The 15,335-nt window shown below is 55.2% G+C and carries 12 protein-coding genes; 2 read left to right on the forward strand and 10 right to left on the reverse strand.

The genetic code is table 11. The features are described 5' to 3' along the window. Nucleotides 1–340: 340 nt before the first annotated feature. Nucleotides 341–2,143: a translational GTPase TypA gene (gene typA / locus BMW31_RS03135; RefSeq protein ID WP_091820936.1), complete on the reverse strand. Its 1,803-nt coding sequence runs from the start codon at nt 2,141–2,143 to the stop codon at nt 341–343. Between the two features lie 276 nt (nt 2,144–2,419). Between typA and rpsO the strand changes: the two genes are divergently transcribed. Continuing rightward, nucleotides 2,420–2,689, forward strand: coding sequence for a 30S ribosomal protein S15 (gene rpsO, locus BMW31_RS03140; protein WP_091820938.1), 270 nt, complete (start codon nt 2,420–2,422; stop codon nt 2,687–2,689). A 132-nt stretch (nt 2,690–2,821) separates the two neighbouring features. Here rpsO and folK read toward each other — a convergent pair whose 3' ends face one another. The 6 genes from folK to BMW31_RS03170 form a co-directional block, all read right to left on the reverse strand. Further along, nucleotides 2,822–3,256 (reverse strand): 2-amino-4-hydroxy-6-hydroxymethyldihydropteridine diphosphokinase, encoded by a 435-nt coding sequence (gene folK, locus BMW31_RS03145; RefSeq protein ID WP_091820940.1) that lies wholly within the window; start codon nt 3,254–3,256, stop codon nt 2,822–2,824. Then, nucleotides 3,256–4,422 carry a tRNA preQ1(34) S-adenosylmethionine ribosyltransferase-isomerase QueA gene (gene queA / locus BMW31_RS03150; RefSeq protein WP_091820941.1) on the reverse strand — a complete coding sequence of 389 codons (1,167 nt, stop codon included), beginning with the start codon at nt 4,420–4,422 and terminating at the stop codon, nt 3,256–3,258. The genes folK and queA overlap by 1 nt, the downstream gene beginning before the upstream one ends. A gap of 3 nt (nt 4,423–4,425) precedes the next feature. Continuing rightward, a complete protein-coding gene (gene truB / locus BMW31_RS03155) occupies nt 4,426–5,130 on the reverse strand; it encodes a tRNA pseudouridine(55) synthase TruB (RefSeq protein ID WP_091820944.1) in 705 nt (234 codons plus the stop codon). Next, nucleotides 5,130–5,987: an undecaprenyl-diphosphate phosphatase gene (locus tag BMW31_RS03160; RefSeq protein WP_091820946.1), complete on the reverse strand. Its 858-nt coding sequence runs from the start codon at nt 5,985–5,987 to the stop codon at nt 5,130–5,132. Before BMW31_RS03160 ends, truB begins: the two co-directional genes overlap by 1 nt. Beyond that, nucleotides 5,988–6,230: a DUF3098 domain-containing protein gene (locus BMW31_RS03165; protein ID WP_091820948.1), complete on the reverse strand. Its 243-nt coding sequence runs from the start codon at nt 6,228–6,230 to the stop codon at nt 5,988–5,990. 74 nt (nt 6,231–6,304) lie between these two features. Beyond that, entirely contained in the window at nt 6,305–7,186 is an 882-nt protein-coding gene (locus BMW31_RS03170) for a cell division protein FtsX (RefSeq protein WP_091820949.1), read from the reverse strand. A gap of 235 nt (nt 7,187–7,421) precedes the next feature. Here BMW31_RS03170 and BMW31_RS03175 point away from each other — a divergent pair, with 235 nt between their 5' ends. Continuing rightward, nucleotides 7,422–8,201, forward strand: coding sequence for a radical SAM protein (locus BMW31_RS03175; RefSeq protein WP_091820951.1), 780 nt, complete (start codon nt 7,422–7,424; stop codon nt 8,199–8,201). 469 nt (nt 8,202–8,670) lie between these two features. Here BMW31_RS03175 and BMW31_RS03180 read toward each other — a convergent pair whose 3' ends face one another. The 3 genes from BMW31_RS03180 to BMW31_RS03190 form a co-directional block, all read right to left on the reverse strand. Beyond that, the gene (locus BMW31_RS03180; RefSeq protein WP_091821050.1) at nt 8,671–9,690 is read right to left on the reverse strand and encodes an alpha/beta hydrolase; all 1,020 of its coding nucleotides are present in this window, start codon (nt 9,688–9,690) and stop codon (nt 8,671–8,673) included. Between the two features lie 155 nt (nt 9,691–9,845). Next, nucleotides 9,846–12,731: a TIM-barrel domain-containing protein gene (locus BMW31_RS03185; RefSeq protein WP_091820953.1), complete on the reverse strand. Its 2,886-nt coding sequence runs from the start codon at nt 12,729–12,731 to the stop codon at nt 9,846–9,848. Nucleotides 12,732–12,746: 15 nt separating this feature from the next. Continuing rightward, entirely contained in the window at nt 12,747–14,933 is a 2,187-nt protein-coding gene (locus BMW31_RS03190) for an alpha-galactosidase (RefSeq protein WP_091820954.1), read from the reverse strand. Between the last annotated feature and the right edge of the window lie 402 nt (nt 14,934–15,335).

The following is a 15,335-nucleotide window of genomic DNA, read 5'->3' on the forward strand; positions in this document are numbered from 1 at the left end:
GCGATGCCGGTAGGCTGGTACGATGGCCGCCCACTGTACGGCTACGGTCCGCAGTCCGTCAGCCTGGGTTCCAACAAGAACCGAAAAGGGTACAAAAGGCATGCTTCGTGACCTTTCGACAAGTGTCGCACGATGGTGTGACAAGTGTCGAACAATCGTGCGACACTTGTCGAAAGTTCCTGCTCACCACATCCGGCACCACCGGAGCGGCCCGGCGGCACCCTCGGCGGCGGCCTTTGGCACAGTCCGGGTACAGACCCGCCACCGGCAAACCGCCAAACGCAAAAAGCCCTGCTTGCTCACCGAGCAGGCAGGGCCACCTTATTATATATACGGGTTGTTATTCCTTGTTGGAACGCTTGCGCTCCAGATGGTCGAGAATTATCTTGCGCATGCGCATGTTCTTGGGCGTTACTTCCACGTACTCGTCGCCCTTGATGTACTCGAGGCATTCCTCCAGGCTCATGACTGTTTTGGGTATCACGCGCGCCTTGTCGTCTGAACCGCTTGCGCGCACGTTGGTAAGCTGCTTGGCCTTGGTTACGTTGATGACCAGGTCGTTGTCGTGCACGTGTTCTCCCACCACTTCGCCGGCGTAAACTTCCTCTCCCGGGTCGATAAAGAACTTGCCGCGGTCCTGCAGCTTGTCGATGGAATAGGCGTAGGACGTTCCCGTTTCCAGGGCTATCATGGAGCCGTTGGTGCGGCGAATGATTTCACCCTTGAAGGGTTGGTACTCCTTGAAGCGGTGCGCCATGATGGCTTCGCCCTGCGAAGCGGTAAGTACATTGGTGCGTAAGCCGATGATTCCGCGCGACGGAATCTCGAACTGGATGTTCACGCGCTCACCTTCGGTCTCCATGCCCACCAAGTCCCCCTTGCGCCGGGTTACCATATCAATCATCTTGCTGGCAAATTCCTCGGGCACGTTGATGGTGAGTTCCTCTACGGGTTCGCACTTCTGGCCGTCAATTTCTTTGTAGATAACCTGCGGCTGGCCTACTTGCAGCTCGTAGCCTTCGCGCCTCATGGTCTCGATAAGCACCGAGAGGTGGAGTACGCCACGGCCGCTGACAATCCACTTGTCGGTCGTTCCCTCGAACGGTTCTACGCGCAAGGCCAGGTTCTTCTCAAGTTCTTTCTGCAAACGGTCGTTGATGTGGCGGCTTGTACAGAACTTCCCCTCGCGCCCGAAGAACGGAGAGTCGTTGATGGTGAACAGCATGCTCATGGTTGGTTCGTCGATGGCGATGGGCGGCAGGGGCTCGGGAGTGTCGAAATCGGCAATGGTATCGCCTATCTCGAAGCGCTCCAGGCCTATCACGGCACAGATGTCGCCGCTCTCTACGGCATCGGTCTTCTTGTGACCCATGCCCTCGAAGGTGTGCAACTCCTTGATTTTTGTTTTCTCCTGACTGCCGTCGCGGTGGCAGATGGTTATGTTCATGCCGTCTTTGAGCACGCCACGGTGAACGCGGCCCACAGCTATGCGGCCGGTGTAGTTGCTGTAGTCGAGCGATGTAATGAGCATTTGCGGGGTTCCCTCCAGCTGCTTGGGGGCGGGAATGGTCTCCAGTATCTTGTCGAGCAGGTACTCAATGTTGTCCGTCGGGGTCTTCCAGTCGGCGGCCATCCAGCCGTTCTTGGCCGAGCCATATACCACCGGGAAGTCGAGTTGCTCCTCTGTGGCGTTGAGATCGCACATGAGGTCGAACACCATCTCGTACACTTCCTCGGGCCGGCAGTTGGGCTTGTCTACCTTGTTCACCACCACGATGGGCTTCAAGCCTATCTGGAGGGCCTTCTGGAGCACGAAACGCGTCTGCGGCATGGGGCCTTCAAAGGCGTCGACAAGCAGCAGGCAGCCGTCTGCCATGTTGAGAACGCGCTCCACCTCGCCACCGAAATCGGAGTGTCCTGGAGTATCGAGAATATTGATTTTTACACCTTTCCAATTAATAGACACATTCTTCGAGAGAATGGTTATACCGCGTTCGCGCTCCAAGTCGTTGGAGTCGAGAACCTCACCACTGTTATCCTGTCCTTCACGGAAGAGTTTTCCGGCGAGCATCATCTTATCGACCAGCGTGGTTTTTCCATGGTCGACGTGCGCAATAACTGCAATGTTTCTAATGTCTTGCATTTGTTTACCTTAAAAAGCTATTTACTTAACGGCTGCAAAGGTACGAAAAAAATAAGACACAAGGGGCCTGCGCCGGCATATATTGCGGAGAGCAGGATGTAATTTTTGTTAAATATTCGACATTAGCAGGCTGCTATTGCAGGCTCTCTCGGCAAAAAGTAGTACCTTTGCACCGCATTTTCGGAAAATCCGATGCATTCGACAGCGTTTCTGTTGTGATTAAGGCAGAAGGGCGCTCGAAGGATGTAATGGCAAATTATTAATCATTTTACAATCATGTATTTAGACAAAGCTAAGAAGGAAGAGCTCTTTGGCCAGTACGGAAAGTCTGCTACAGACACGGGTTCTGCCGAAAGCCAGATTGCGCTTTTTACCTATCGTATTGCCCACCTGACCGAGCACGTCAAGAAGAACCACAAGGACTTCGTGACTACTCGCTCGCTGACACAGCTCGTAGGCAAGCGTCGCGCACTGCTGAACTATCTCTACAACCGTGACGTGAACCGTTACCGTGCCATCATCAAGGCACTCGGCCTGCGTAAATAAGCGGCTACAAGGTTTGCCAAGGCAACAAAACAAGCCCGGTGTTCAGTGAACACCGGGCTTTTATTTTGGGTTTAGCGCAACGGGAAAGGTGCTTGGCCGCGCAGTTTCTTCTCCTTATTTAATAACAGAGTTTTAGGCTGTAGGGGCGCCGTCTCTCTCCTTCTTCAGGACTTCTTGCAACGGTTTCATCACGAAGTCGCGCTCTTCCATGAGCGGATGGGGTATCTTCAGGTCGGGCTCATTCACGCTCAAGTCATCGTAGAGCAGAATGTCCACGTCAATAATCCTGTCCTCATACATGCCGTCTTTTGTCTTACGCACTCTGCCGAGCTCGCGTTCTATCTGCTGCGTAGCCTTCAGTGTCTGGCGCGGAGACAGCTTGGTGGAGCAGCTCACGCAGGCGTTGATGAAGTCGTTGGGCGACTCGAAGCCCCACGGTTTGGTCTCGTAGAGTGACGACTGGCAGCCAACCGGCCCGATGAGCTGCCCTATCCGCTCTACGGCATGACGGATGTTCCACTTCCGGTTGCCCATGTTGGAGCCCAGACTCAGATATACGTGGTGCATCAGTCGTCGAGAATAAGCAGTGAATCGCCGAAACATCCGAACTTATAACCATGCTTGACAGCCAGTTCGTAGGCCTCCATCACGAGGTCGTAGCCTCCGAAAGCGGCCGTTGACATGAGGAGCGTGGATAGCGGATGGTAGAAGTTGGCCACCATGCAGTCGGCCAGTCCGAAGTCGTAAGGCGGGAAGATGAACTTGTTAGTCCACCCGGCATACTCCTTGAGCAGGCCGTCCGTGCCCACTGCTGTTTCCGTTGCTTTCACCACGCTGGTGCCTACGGCGCACACGTGGTGGCCTTCCTGCTTGGCTCGGTTCACAATGTTGCAGGCCTCCTTGCCAATAACCATCGACTCGGAGTCCATCTTGTGCTTCGTGAGATCTTCCACTTCAATGGCATGGAAGTTGCCCAAGCCGCAGTGCAACGTGATGTAGGCGGCATTCAGTCCATGTATTTCCATGCGCTTCATCAGCTCCCGGCTGAAGTGAAGTCCCGTTGCCGGCGCCGTTACAGCACCCTCGTTTTTAGCATAGATGCACTGAAAATCGTCCATGTCTTCGGCCGTTGCATGCGGATTATCCCTGCGGTCGAGGATGTAATGAGGCAATGGAGCTTCGCCGAGGGCAAACAGTTCGCGCTTGAACTCATCGTGCGGACAGTCGTAGAGGAACCTGAGCGTGCGGCCGCGGCTCGTGGTGTTGTCTATGACTTCTGCCACCATGGTGCCGCTCTCGTCAAAGAAGAGCTTGTTGCCGATGCGTATCTTGCGCGCCGGTTCTACCAAAACGTCCCACAGGCGCATCTCTTCGTTGAGCTCGCGCAGCAGGAACACCTCTATCTTGGCATCCGTTTTCTCCTTTGTTCCATAGAGACGGGCCGGAAAAACCTTTGTATCGTTGAAGATGAAGGTATCGCCTTCGTCAAAATAATCTATGATATTGCGGAAATCGAGGTATTCTCCCTCGATGGGATTGCCATGCTCGTCGTTCCTGAACAAGTCTATTTTCTCCGATTTCCGGTGCAGTACCATCAGCCTGGACTCGTCTCTGCGCGTCACCCGAAAGGAGCCTTTGCTCCCGTCGTCGTTAGTGAACTCACGCACGAAGCTGTGCGGATACAGTGCAATCTGCTCCTCCGGTAACTTAAACTTAAACTGTGATAACTTCATATATTATATTTCCTTATCTATTTCTTGTTTGTCGAGCCACTCCTGGAAATGGTCAAAGTCAATGCAATCAGCTACGGAGAAGTCGCCTGTCCGCGTGCGCCGCAGTGCCGTGAGATAAGCTCCGCTGTCCAGGGCGCGGCCGATGTCGCGTGCCAGGGCCCTGATATAGGTTCCTTTTCCGCACACCACACGGATGCTCATCTGCATCTTCGCGGGGTCAAAAGCCGTCAGCTCAATGCTGTCTACGTGTATATTCTTGGGCTTGAGCTCCACGTTTTCGCCGCTGCGACGCAAGTTGTAGGCCCGCTCACCGTCGACCTTACAGGCCGAATAGGTAGGAGGCACCTGCTGGATATCACCCACAAAGCTGCCCAGCACACTCTCTATGCGCTCGCGGGTAATCTGCTCCGTGGGATAGTGGGCATTCACCTCGTGCTCCATATCGTAGCTGGCAGTGGTCGCACCAAGCTGAAGCGTGGCCGTGTACTCTTTGGTGTGAGCCTGCAACTGCTCTATCTGTTTGGTCGCCTTGCCCGTACAAAGCACCAGGACTCCTGTTGCCAAGGGGTCCAGAGTGCCTGCATGGCCTATCTTGACCTTGTAACCCAGCGTGTGGCTGAGCAGATATCTCACGTGTGCCAGTGCCCCGAAGCTCGTCATCTTGTACGGCTTGTCGATGGCGAAGATTTCTCCTTTGCGGAAATTCATCAGTCTACCATTGTGAGATTATGCCCCATCAGCAGCCATATCAGGATGAATCCGCCAACGAGAATGCGGTAAATGCCAAATGCCTTGAAGCCGTATTTGGTCAAGAAAGCCACAAACCACTTCATTGCCAGCAGTGCCACAACGAATGCCACCACGCTGCCAACGAGCAGCATCATGATGTTATGACCCGTTGCCCAGCCTCCTCCCTCCTGCAACAGGTCGAGCAAGTCCAGCAAAGTGGCTGCAGCCATAGTGGGAACAGCCAGAAAGAACGAGAACTCTGCAGCCCGCTTGCGGGTAAGCCGCTGCTGCATGCCGCCCACGATGGTAGCCATAGAACGCGAAACACCCGGTATCACGGCCAGGCACTGAAACCATCCAATCTTCCAGGCCCGCTTTTCGTTAACCTCGTTTGCCTCGCTCCCCTTGTTGAACAGCCTGTCGCAGAAGAGCATGAAGACACCTCCCACGACGAGCATCACGGCCACTACCTCAACGCTGTCGAGCAACCAGTCGAGCAGCCCCGATTTCTTGGCTATCAGCCCCACGATGGCAGCCGGAATGAAGGCCACCAACAGCAGCCAGTAGAAGTACCACTTGTGTTTCAGCTTCTGCCATCCGGTACTTCCTTCGGGTGCCGGCGTGTAGTCAAGCCGGAAGAAACGGTTCCAGTACAGGCACACTACCGAGAGGATGGCGCCAAACTGTATGATGAATGTAAACGCGTGCACGAAGGGGTCGCCCTGCTGAACACCCAGCAGGTTCTGGGCAATTATCATGTGCCCTGTGGACGAAACGGGCAGAAACTCCGTCAGTCCTTCCACAATGGCAATGATGATAGTCTGTATCAGTGTCATTTAGTCCTGGCTTTGATCGTTGTCCTTGGGTTTGCGGATAATCGCGTAGATAATGGAAACAAAGCCCACAAAGCACACTACGGGTGCCACTTTGATGCGCATGGGGCTGAAAATCGCGGGGTCGTAAGCATTCTCGGAAGAGCCTCCACCGCTCATCAGGACGAAACCGATGATGACAACCAACATGCCGACAGCCAGCAAAATGAAGTTGACCTTATCAAATGCAAAATTCTTTCTGTCCATTCTTTTTCTCTCTATATTCTTGTTTCTGTTTCTCCGACGGCCTGCTCTCCACAGGGCAGCGGCCGCAGATGGTGCTAAATTTTGTACAGTTCGCCAGCCTTCATACGCAGGAACTTGTTAACCGATATGCTTGCGCAGATGGCCGTAATGATGATGCCGAAGAGCAGCACGGCGCCGCCCGTGACGGCCATCACCTGCCACGTAACCACCGTAAGCGTATCGGGCTCGTAGCGATAGAGGGCATAGATGCAGCCGCCCAGCACGAGGCAGGCTATCAGCGCGGCCACGATGCCGATGCCGATGGCGCGGCGGATGAACGGCCCACGGATGAAACTCCACGACGCACCCACAAGTTTCATGGTGTGGATGGAGAACCGGCGGGCGTAAATACCAAGCCTCACGGTGTTGTTAATGAGCGAGAACGAAACGAAGGTAAGCAGCACCGCCAGCACAAGCAGGCCGATGCTGATCTTGGTGAGCGTAGTGTTCACGCTGTCGACGAGGTCTTTCTGGTACGTGATGTCGCTCACTTTGGGATAGCGTTTCAGCTCTTTGGATATCCATTTCAGCGAGTCGGTGTTGGCATAGTCGGCCTTCAGCGTCAGCTCTACCGATGCCAGGAAGGGATTGTCGCCCCCGGTAAACTCCGTAGGGTCGGTACCCATGGCGGCAGTTTGCTCCTTGAGCGCCTGCTCCTTACTGATAAACGAGAGCTGGTTGATGTACGGACGGGCTTTCAGCTTGGTGCACAGCTGTTGTGCCTCGGAGTTAGTCATGTCCTGTTCAAGCATCATCGTCACCACGAGATTTTCCTTCACGTACGACGAGAGATTACGTGCCGTAAGCACGGAGAACACCACCATTCCCAACAAAATCAACACCAGTGCCGTACTGATACATAAAGTAACGACCTGCAACCCCTGCCGGCTGCGGGCTCTATTTCGGTTTTTTCCCATTAGCTGAAAGCAATATTATACCTAAGTTATCAAAAGCAGAAAGCCATCCGCTTGCAGGTACGGCCTGCGCAGGGGACGGACTTCGTCTAATTTCGGTGCAAAGTAACAAAAAAAATTACGATTAAGCGACTGTTTAACGACCATTAACTACGCAGAATACGAAAAACTGAAGATTGCCACTGCTTTCTCCCGATTTAGTTGTACCTTTGCTTCCCGACAACCAAACCAAAAGAGCATGAGTACAAGAATATACCCCGCACCCATCTACGGGCCCGTTCACAGCCGCCGGCTGGGGCTTTCACTGGGCATCAACCTGCTGCCGCCAGACGGCAAGAGCTGCACTTTCGACTGCGTGTACTGCGAATGTGGCTTTAACAAAGACCGCCTGCCCAAGCTGAAAAGGCCCTCCCGAAGCGAGGTGGCCGCGGCCTTGGAGGCCCAGCTAAGGCTGATGCACGAGCAAGGACAGCACCCCGACGTGCTCACCTTTGCCGGCAACGGCGAGCCTACCAGCCATCCGGAGTTTGCCGGAATCATCGACGATACCGTGCGACTGCGCAACAGCTACTGCCCCGAAGCCAAGATTTCGGTGCTCAGCAACGCTACTTTCATTCACCGGCAGGATGTACACAGCGCGCTGATGAAGGTCGACAACAACATCCTCAAGTTAGATACCGTCAACGCGGACTACATCCGTAGGGTCGACCGACCCGTGAGTCCGCACTACGACGTGCGGCAAATCATTGCCGGCCTCAAATCGTTTGGTGGCCACGTCATCATCCAGACGCTGTTCATGAAGGGAACAAGCGGCGGCAAAAGTGTTGACAACACGGGCGACGAATACGTCACCCCGTGGCTTGCAGCCGTTAAAGACATCGCCCCGAGCGAGGTGATGATTTACACCATCGACCGCGAAACGCCCGACCACGGCTTGCTGAAAGCCACCCCGCAGGAGCTTGATGCCATACGCGACCGGGTGGTTGCAGCCGGAATTCCATGTACGGCATCGTACTGACCGGTGGTAATTGAGAATGGAGAATTGACAATTGATAATTATGATTTGTGATAATTGAGAATTGAAAATGGACAATTGATAATTATGATTTGATTGGTGGATAATGCCTGCTTGACGCAAACAATCAACAATCATTAAACCAATTGCCACCCTTTTTTATAGCTTTTTCAGTTCAAAAGACCACATTCGGGAACTTTCGACACTTGTCGCACGATTGTGTGACACCTGTCAAACGATTGTGCGACAAGTGTCGAAAGTTCGTGAAGCATCACTATCGTACTCCGAAAGCGGCACTTCAAGCTCTTATTTTATATTCTCCTGGAATGCGAATAATATATTGTATTATGGAAATATACTATATTCGCAAATGACAAAGTTAGCAGGACAAAAACAAGAAAAGGGCGAAAAGCAGCGGCGTTGCGGTGCTTTTCGCCCTTTGAAAATTGCTGGTCTGCAGACCGGGGCAGGCTTACTGGCCGAGATACTGCCTGAAGAACTGCTCCATTCTGTCAAAGGGAATCTTGTCCGTCTGGTCATACAGGTCTGTATGTGTGGCTCCGGGAACAATCAGCAACTGCTTGTTGTCACCCTGCAACAGCTTGAACGCATCCTCTCCCATATAGCGACTGTGGGCCTTCTCGCCATGAATAACGAGCACGGCACTCCTTAAATCCTCCGGGTGAACGAGTATTTTGTCGTTCATATAGTTCAGGTTGGCCGTCAGATTCCAGCCTTCGTTCGAGTTTACCGACCGCTTATGGTAGCCGCGCGGCTGCTTGTAGTAGGCGTAATACTCCTTAACGAACTGCGGTGCATCTGCCGGCAGCGGGTCAACTACGCCACCTGCTTTGGCGTAGGTGCCGTTGCGATAGTCGGCAGTACGCTGCTTGTTGAGCTGCTGTTTCATCTCGTAACGCTCCTGGGCGGTAGTTTTGTCAAAGTAACCGTAGGCACCCACACGCGGCATATCGTACATGGTAGAGGCCACGGTGGCCTTGATGCGGGTGTCGATGCTGGCTGCGTTGAGGGCAATGCCACCCCATCCGCACACGCCGATGATACCTATGCGCTCGGCGTCTACGTCGTTACGGTTGCTCAGATAGTCGACGGCAGCGCTGAAATCGTCGCTGTTAATGTCGAGCGAGTTCATGCCCCGCGGCTCTCCTCCACTCTCGCCGGTAAACGAGGGGTCAAAAGCCAGCGCCAGAAAGCCACGCTCGGCCATGGTCTGCGCATAGAGTCCGGAGCTCTGCTCCTTCACTGCGCCGAAAGGACCGCTCACGGCCAAGGCAGCCAGTCGCCCCGTTGCGCCCTTGGGTTTGTAGAGGTCGGCCGCCAGCGTGATGCCGTAACGGTTGTGGAAGGTAACCTTGCAGTGGTCTACCTTGTCACTCTGCGGGAACACCTTGTCCCATTCCTGCGTCAAATTCATTTGCTCCATACTCTTTTCCTTTCCTGTATTCTGCGCCCCCACACCTGTTGTCAGCATCAGGAGGCAGGTTATTAAACTTACTGCTTTCATACATACACTTTGTTTGTTGCATGCAAAGGTAAGGAAAAACAGGCAAATTCGCGCTATCCGAATTGCTGGAGAAGTTACCATTCTTACTGCAATAACGGCTGCCGATGCCGTTCGGGCGCTGGTCAGAGCTTTACTTTCACCGCCTTGCCGCTGTACTTCACCATCCGCCCCTGTGGCTTGTCAAGGTCGAGGGGGCGCCCATGGGCAGCGTCTATCAGCACGATGTTGAACCTGCGCTGCTGCAACATACCGTCAAACCGGCCGTTACGGCGACTGATGGTGAGCGTCTGCGAAGCTGAATGATAGCTGAATTTGATTGTCGAATACTGCCCTTTCTCATAGTCATAGTTGGTATTCTCATCTTCGTAAAGCGTGAATTCAGCATCGCGCCCGCCGTAAACATAGAGGTTGATGAGCTCCGCCGGCTTCTCGTCACTCCACTCCATAGCCGGTCCAATGGGAATGATGGAACCTTCGGGAACGAACACCGGAATGCGTTCATACGGCGCACTGGCCGTTATGGTCTGGCCACCGGCATAGTGCTTGCCCGTATAGAAGTCGAACCAACCACGCTGCCGCGGCAGGTAAACCTCGCGGGAGCGGGCCTTGTAATAACCCACCGGGCACGCCATGAGCGAGGGGCCGAACATCCACTGGTCCTTGATGTTGTTGACGCGGGCGTCGTCCGTGAAGTCCATCACCAGTGCCCGCATCATCGTGTAGTCGCTGAAGTGGACGGCGCCGGCCATCGAATACAGGTACGGCATGAGCCTGTAGCGCAGCCGGTGGTACCATACGATGCTCTTGTAGGCCGGATGCGACTCGGGTGCTATGTTCCAAACCTCGCGCAAAGGCCACTGTCCGTGCGTGCGATACAACGGGATGAAGCAACCGAACTGGTTCCAGCGGGCTTGCAGCTCGCGCCATTCCTGCAGGTCGGCGTTCTCTTCTCCGGTCTGGTCAAAGGCAGTCTGGGCTGCCATATACCTGTTCTCGACACAGAAACCGCCCTGATCCATCCCCCAGAAGGGTATGCCGCTCATGGAGAAATTCATGCCCGCAGTCATCTGGGCACGCATGTCTTCCCAACGGGTGCCTATGTCTCCGCTCCACGAAGCAGTGCTGTAGCGCTGCTCGCCGGCAAATCCGCTGCGCGTAAGCAGGAACACCCGGCGGCCGGGATTTACCGAGCGCTGCCCGTTGTAGATGGCATCGGCATTCACGATGCTGTAGGCGTTGAAGTATTCTGTTGCCGAGCCGAGGGCCGTGGGGCCGCAAAGTGCCTTGCGATACCACATCGGCGTGCAATCGCGTACATTGGGTTCCGAGGCATCCATCCACCAGGCATCGATGCCATAGCGGTATTTCGAGTAGAGTTCTTCATTCATCTGCTTCCAGAACAGCTTGCGTGCGCCGGCGTCGTAGGCATCGTAGAACGAGCCCATGAAGCCCAACCAGTCGTATATGGAGTCGCGAACAGCCTGGTGATACATCCATCCGCGGGCGTCCAACTGCCTGTAGTGGTTGGTCGTGACATAGAATTTGGGCCACACGCTAATCATGAACCGGCCGTGCATGGCATGCACGCTGTCGAGCATAGCTTGCGGATTGGGATACCGGTCAGCCTCAAACGCATGGCTGCCCCAATCATCCAGGCGCCAATAGTTCCAGTCCTGCACGATGTTATCAATGGGTATGTGGCGCTGACGGAACTCAGCCAGCGTCCGTTCGATTTCTCCGGAGGTCTTGTAACGCTCCCTGCTCTGCCAGAAACCCATGACCCAGCGGGGCATTACCTGTGCCCGGCCAGTCAAGGTGCGGTAACCCGAAATCACTTCATCCATGCTGTTGCCGGCTATGAAGTAGTAATCCATGTCGCGCGACATCTCGCTCCAGATGCTCAACTTGGCCTGCTCGGCTTCCGGACGGGGCGCGGCAGCACGCAAACCGCAGTAACTCACGTCGCCATCAGGCTTCCAGTCAATCTTCAGGCGGGCACGCTTGCCGCGCTTCAAGGCATAGTTGAACTTGTACGCATTGGGGTTCCAGGCCGTGCGCCAACGCTCGGGCACCACCTCGGTACCGTCTATGAACACCCTTACATAGCCCGCATAATAGAGTATGAAACGGTAGAGATTGTCGACGGGAGCCTCGATGAAGCCCTCGTAAGTTACGTGTGAACCATTCAACTTGAAGCCCCGGGGCAGGTTGACGATGGTCTCCGAGTTCTCAAAGTAAATGGAGTCTTCTGTCCTGACGAGCTGCTCGCCGTTCTTGCCAACATAAGTTCCGGTCAGTCCTCCGGGCTTTCCGTCGCGGTCGTAGAGGCTGAAAGCGCCGTTCAACTGCAGGTATTCGGCCGGATTTCCAAAGCGGCAATAGCTGTAACTGTCCCACAGGAGGCCGTAGCCCTTGTTGCTCAACACGAACGGAACGCTGATTTTGGTATTGTACTGGAACAAATCTTCGTTCCGTCCTTTCATGTTCAGCTCCTCCGACTGATGCTGCCCGAGCCCGTAGAAGGCTTCATCGGCAGGCGAAGCGAACGTAGCCTGCCACGTCCAGCCATGCTTTTGGGCCTCGGTGAGCTTGCTGTCGGCGCCAATCTCTCGCTCCGGCACGGTGAACGGAGTAAACTTCATGCCCCCTGCCCCGTCGCCGGCAAGCAGTTCGCGGCCGCCGGACGAGAAGAAGCGGACGTGCCCGTTACTGCGGTCGACCACAGCCCGCAGGCTGCGGGTGCTTACGGTTACGGCCGTTGCCGATTGCTTTACCTGATAGTCGGAGAAAGGTTTCTGCGGCACGATGATGAGACTCTGCTTAGCAGGGAAGGCCCGTTCGGGCGTTGCCTCCACACGTATGATTTTGTCGCTCACAACCTGCAGGCGCACCAGCTGCGGCCCTCCGGCTACCGGACTGAGCAGCGGCACGTCGACGAAACGCTGTGCCCAAAGCTGCATGGACACCATACAGAGCGCTGAGAGGAGAAATATCGTTAGCTTTTTCATAGCCTTCGGGATTGGTTATTGTGCTTCCAGAAAGAGCACACGGCTCGACCATTCGTTCCTTTCGGCATGGTCTACGGAGTGCGTGTAGGGTATTTCGAGGCCATGCTCCATCAGGTACGCGCCGCTGAAGCTCTTTCTCTCGAAGTCGAGAGGTTTGTTGTCGATGCGGTTCAGCTCGTGTACGCGATAGTTCCTGTTGGCCTGCAGGCCCGCCATCTTGATGCGCGGCAGGTGTTGGTTGGCAAAGTTATCGGTCTTCCACCAGTAGAACACGGCCTTGCTCCGGGCATCATCAACGTACATGAGCGAGGCCACTCCCTGCCTGTCGTATGGGCTCTGCAGGCGGTAGATGTTGCCAAACTGGACCACGGGGCGTATCTGCTTGTACTCCGTAATGGCCTGCCGGCAGAGCGCCTTCTCGGCATCGGTCATGTTCTTGGGCTGGATTTCCATGCCCAGCCGGCCGCTCATGGCCACGTCGATACGGTACTTGAGCGACGTGGTGCGGAACACCGTGTGGTTTGGTACGGCGCTGATGTGGCTCGCCATGGCAATGGCGGGGAAGAAATAGCTGGTGCCCCACTGCATGTACACACGCTGTAGGGCGTCTGTGTTGTCGCTGACCCAGAACTCGTCGAACCAAGGCAGCACGCCCCAGTTGGCCCTTCCGCCGCCGCTGGCACATGCCTGAATGGTGAGGTCGGGATACTTCGAGCGGATGCGGTCGCACAGTTTGCGGAAGCCCTCGTGGTAGGCAATGTAGAGATGGCTCTGGTCCTGCATGGGCAGATACTGCGAACCGTGGTTCATGACGGCCATGTTGGCATCCCACTTGATGTAGTCGATGCCCGGATACCTGGTCATCAGCCCGTCGACTATGCCGAAGGCGAAGTCCTGCACCTTAGGATTGCTCAGGTCGAGCACCAGCTGCGTGCCTCCCCTACCCTGCACCGCGTCGCGCCGGGGCGCCTTGATAATCCAGTCGGGATGTTTTTCGTAGAGTTCGCTGATGCGGTTCGTCATTTCGGGTTCTATCCAGATGCCGAAGCTGATGCCGTGTTTTCCCGCGTCGGCTATGAGCCCCTCAATGCCGTGAGGCAGCTTCTGGCGGTCCACCTGCCAGTCGCCGAGCGAGGTGTGGTCGTTCTTTCGCGGGTATTTCTCGCCGAACCAGCCGTCGTCCATCACAAAGAGTTCGCCGCCCATGCCGGCTATGTCGGCCATCATCTGGTCCATGCCGGCCTCGTTGATGTCAAAGTAAACACCCTCCCAGCTGTTGAGCAGTATCTTGCGAGGCTTGTTGCCGTGGGCCAGTTGATAAGTGCGGCCCCACTTGTGGAAGTTTCGGCTGGCCCCGCTCAGGCCTTCACGGCTGAATGTTAGTGCCAGAACGGGCGTGCGGAAGGTCTCTCCGCGCTTGAGATGATACTCGGAATTCTCCTCATTTATGCCTGCAAAGAAGTAATGATAGTCCGTATCATCGGTCTCGACCTTAAGCTTGTAGTTGCCGCTGTAGCACAGGGCGGCGCCTATTACGTCACCTGCATTCTCGCGACCTTTACCATCCAGGGAGAACATTACTTCGGCATGGTCGGTATGACTGTTGCGCACGCCGTCCTTGTTCTTGATGATTTTCTGTCCCGGCAGCAGCTCCTCTTCGGCCAGCCGGCCCTCGTTGGCCCACGAGCCGTAGAGGTGCGAGAGCCACACGTTGCCCCGGCGGATGGGCAGCATGGCGCTGGCAAACTGGGTGAGCGTAACGGCAGACTTCTCGCGGTTGGTTATCTCGGTCCACATCTCAATCATGTCAACATCTGCGTAGGCCTTGTATTTCAGGTCAACCTGCGTGGCATAGACGGGGTCCTCGAGGTGAATGGTGGTAACATTGCCCTGCCGAGATACGCCCGTTGCCACCAAGGCAGTAGACAGGTTGCCGTCGGCATGGCGCATGGCGAGTGCTGCTTCGGCCGGCGTGTTGAGCCCATAGGCCGGGTAAGCATCCATGCGGCCGCCCTGGGGCAGCTGCAGGGCAGCCTCGTCGGCAGCACTCAGCCGGGTGCCGAAGTAGAGATACTGGGGCTGACGGCCATTTTCAACATCCAGAACAATGGCGATGTTCTTGGCGGCAATGGTCACTTTCTCCGCCCGCACACCGACGGCAGCAGAGAGCAATACAAACAATAAGAAGAGGTTTTTTTTCATTTCAAGGTGGTAGTTGGATTTACTTGCAAAGCTACAAAAAATTATCAGTTCGCGCAACTCGCAGCAGCTAATTGTGTAAAATTGTATCATGAAAGGGCAGAAACGTATCAAAGCCTCTGCGCAAACTGTGCAGAACGATGCCGGCCGGCATGCTCTCGGGTTGCAAAAGTTGCGGCAAAAAGGTGTTGAAAGGCACAAGCAGGAACTTTCGACAAGTGTCGCACATGAATTCGACACTTGTCGCACGATTGTGCGACACCTGTCAAAAGTTCCCGAAGGTGGGGTGTGGGGTGTTGGGTGATGGCTTCCGGGAAGCCGTCCGGGCTCCCGCCGGCCCGGCGGAAAACAAAAAGACAGGCTGACCTCTCGGCCAGCCTGTCTTCGTACAAGTAAAAATGTATA

The organism is Prevotella sp. kh1p2 (assembly GCF_900111525.1).
In the GTDB taxonomy this organism is placed as follows: domain Bacteria; phylum Bacteroidota; class Bacteroidia; order Bacteroidales; family Bacteroidaceae; genus Prevotella.

Coding starts and splice junctions, on each gene's coding strand:
- typA (WP_091820936.1), bottom strand. CDS start 2,143: ATGCAAGACATTAGAAACATTGCAGTTATTGCGCACGTCGACCATGGA.
- rpsO (WP_091820938.1), top strand. CDS start 2,420: ATGTATTTAGACAAAGCTAAGAAGGAAGAGCTCTTTGGCCAGTACGGA.
- folK (WP_091820940.1), bottom strand. CDS start 3,256: ATGCACCACGTATATCTGAGTCTGGGCTCCAACATGGGCAACCGGAAG.
- queA (WP_091820941.1), bottom strand. CDS start 4,422: ATGAAGTTATCACAGTTTAAGTTTAAGTTACCGGAGGAGCAGATTGCA.
- truB (WP_091820944.1), bottom strand. CDS start 5,130: ATGAATTTCCGCAAAGGAGAAATCTTCGCCATCGACAAGCCGTACAAG.
- BMW31_RS03160 (WP_091820946.1), bottom strand. CDS start 5,987: ATGACACTGATACAGACTATCATCATTGCCATTGTGGAAGGACTGACG.
- BMW31_RS03165 (WP_091820948.1), bottom strand. CDS start 6,230: ATGGACAGAAAGAATTTTGCATTTGATAAGGTCAACTTCATTTTGCTG.
- BMW31_RS03170 (WP_091820949.1), bottom strand. CDS start 7,186: ATGGGAAAAAACCGAAATAGAGCCCGCAGCCGGCAGGGGTTGCAGGTC.
- BMW31_RS03175 (WP_091820951.1), top strand. CDS start 7,422: ATGAGTACAAGAATATACCCCGCACCCATCTACGGGCCCGTTCACAGC.
- BMW31_RS03180 (WP_091821050.1), bottom strand. CDS start 9,690: ATGCTGACAACAGGTGTGGGGGCGCAGAATACAGGAAAGGAAAAGAGT.
- BMW31_RS03185 (WP_091820953.1), bottom strand. CDS start 12,731: ATGAAAAAGCTAACGATATTTCTCCTCTCAGCGCTCTGTATGGTGTCC.
- BMW31_RS03190 (WP_091820954.1), bottom strand. CDS start 14,933: ATGAAAAAAAACCTCTTCTTATTGTTTGTATTGCTCTCTGCTGCCGTC.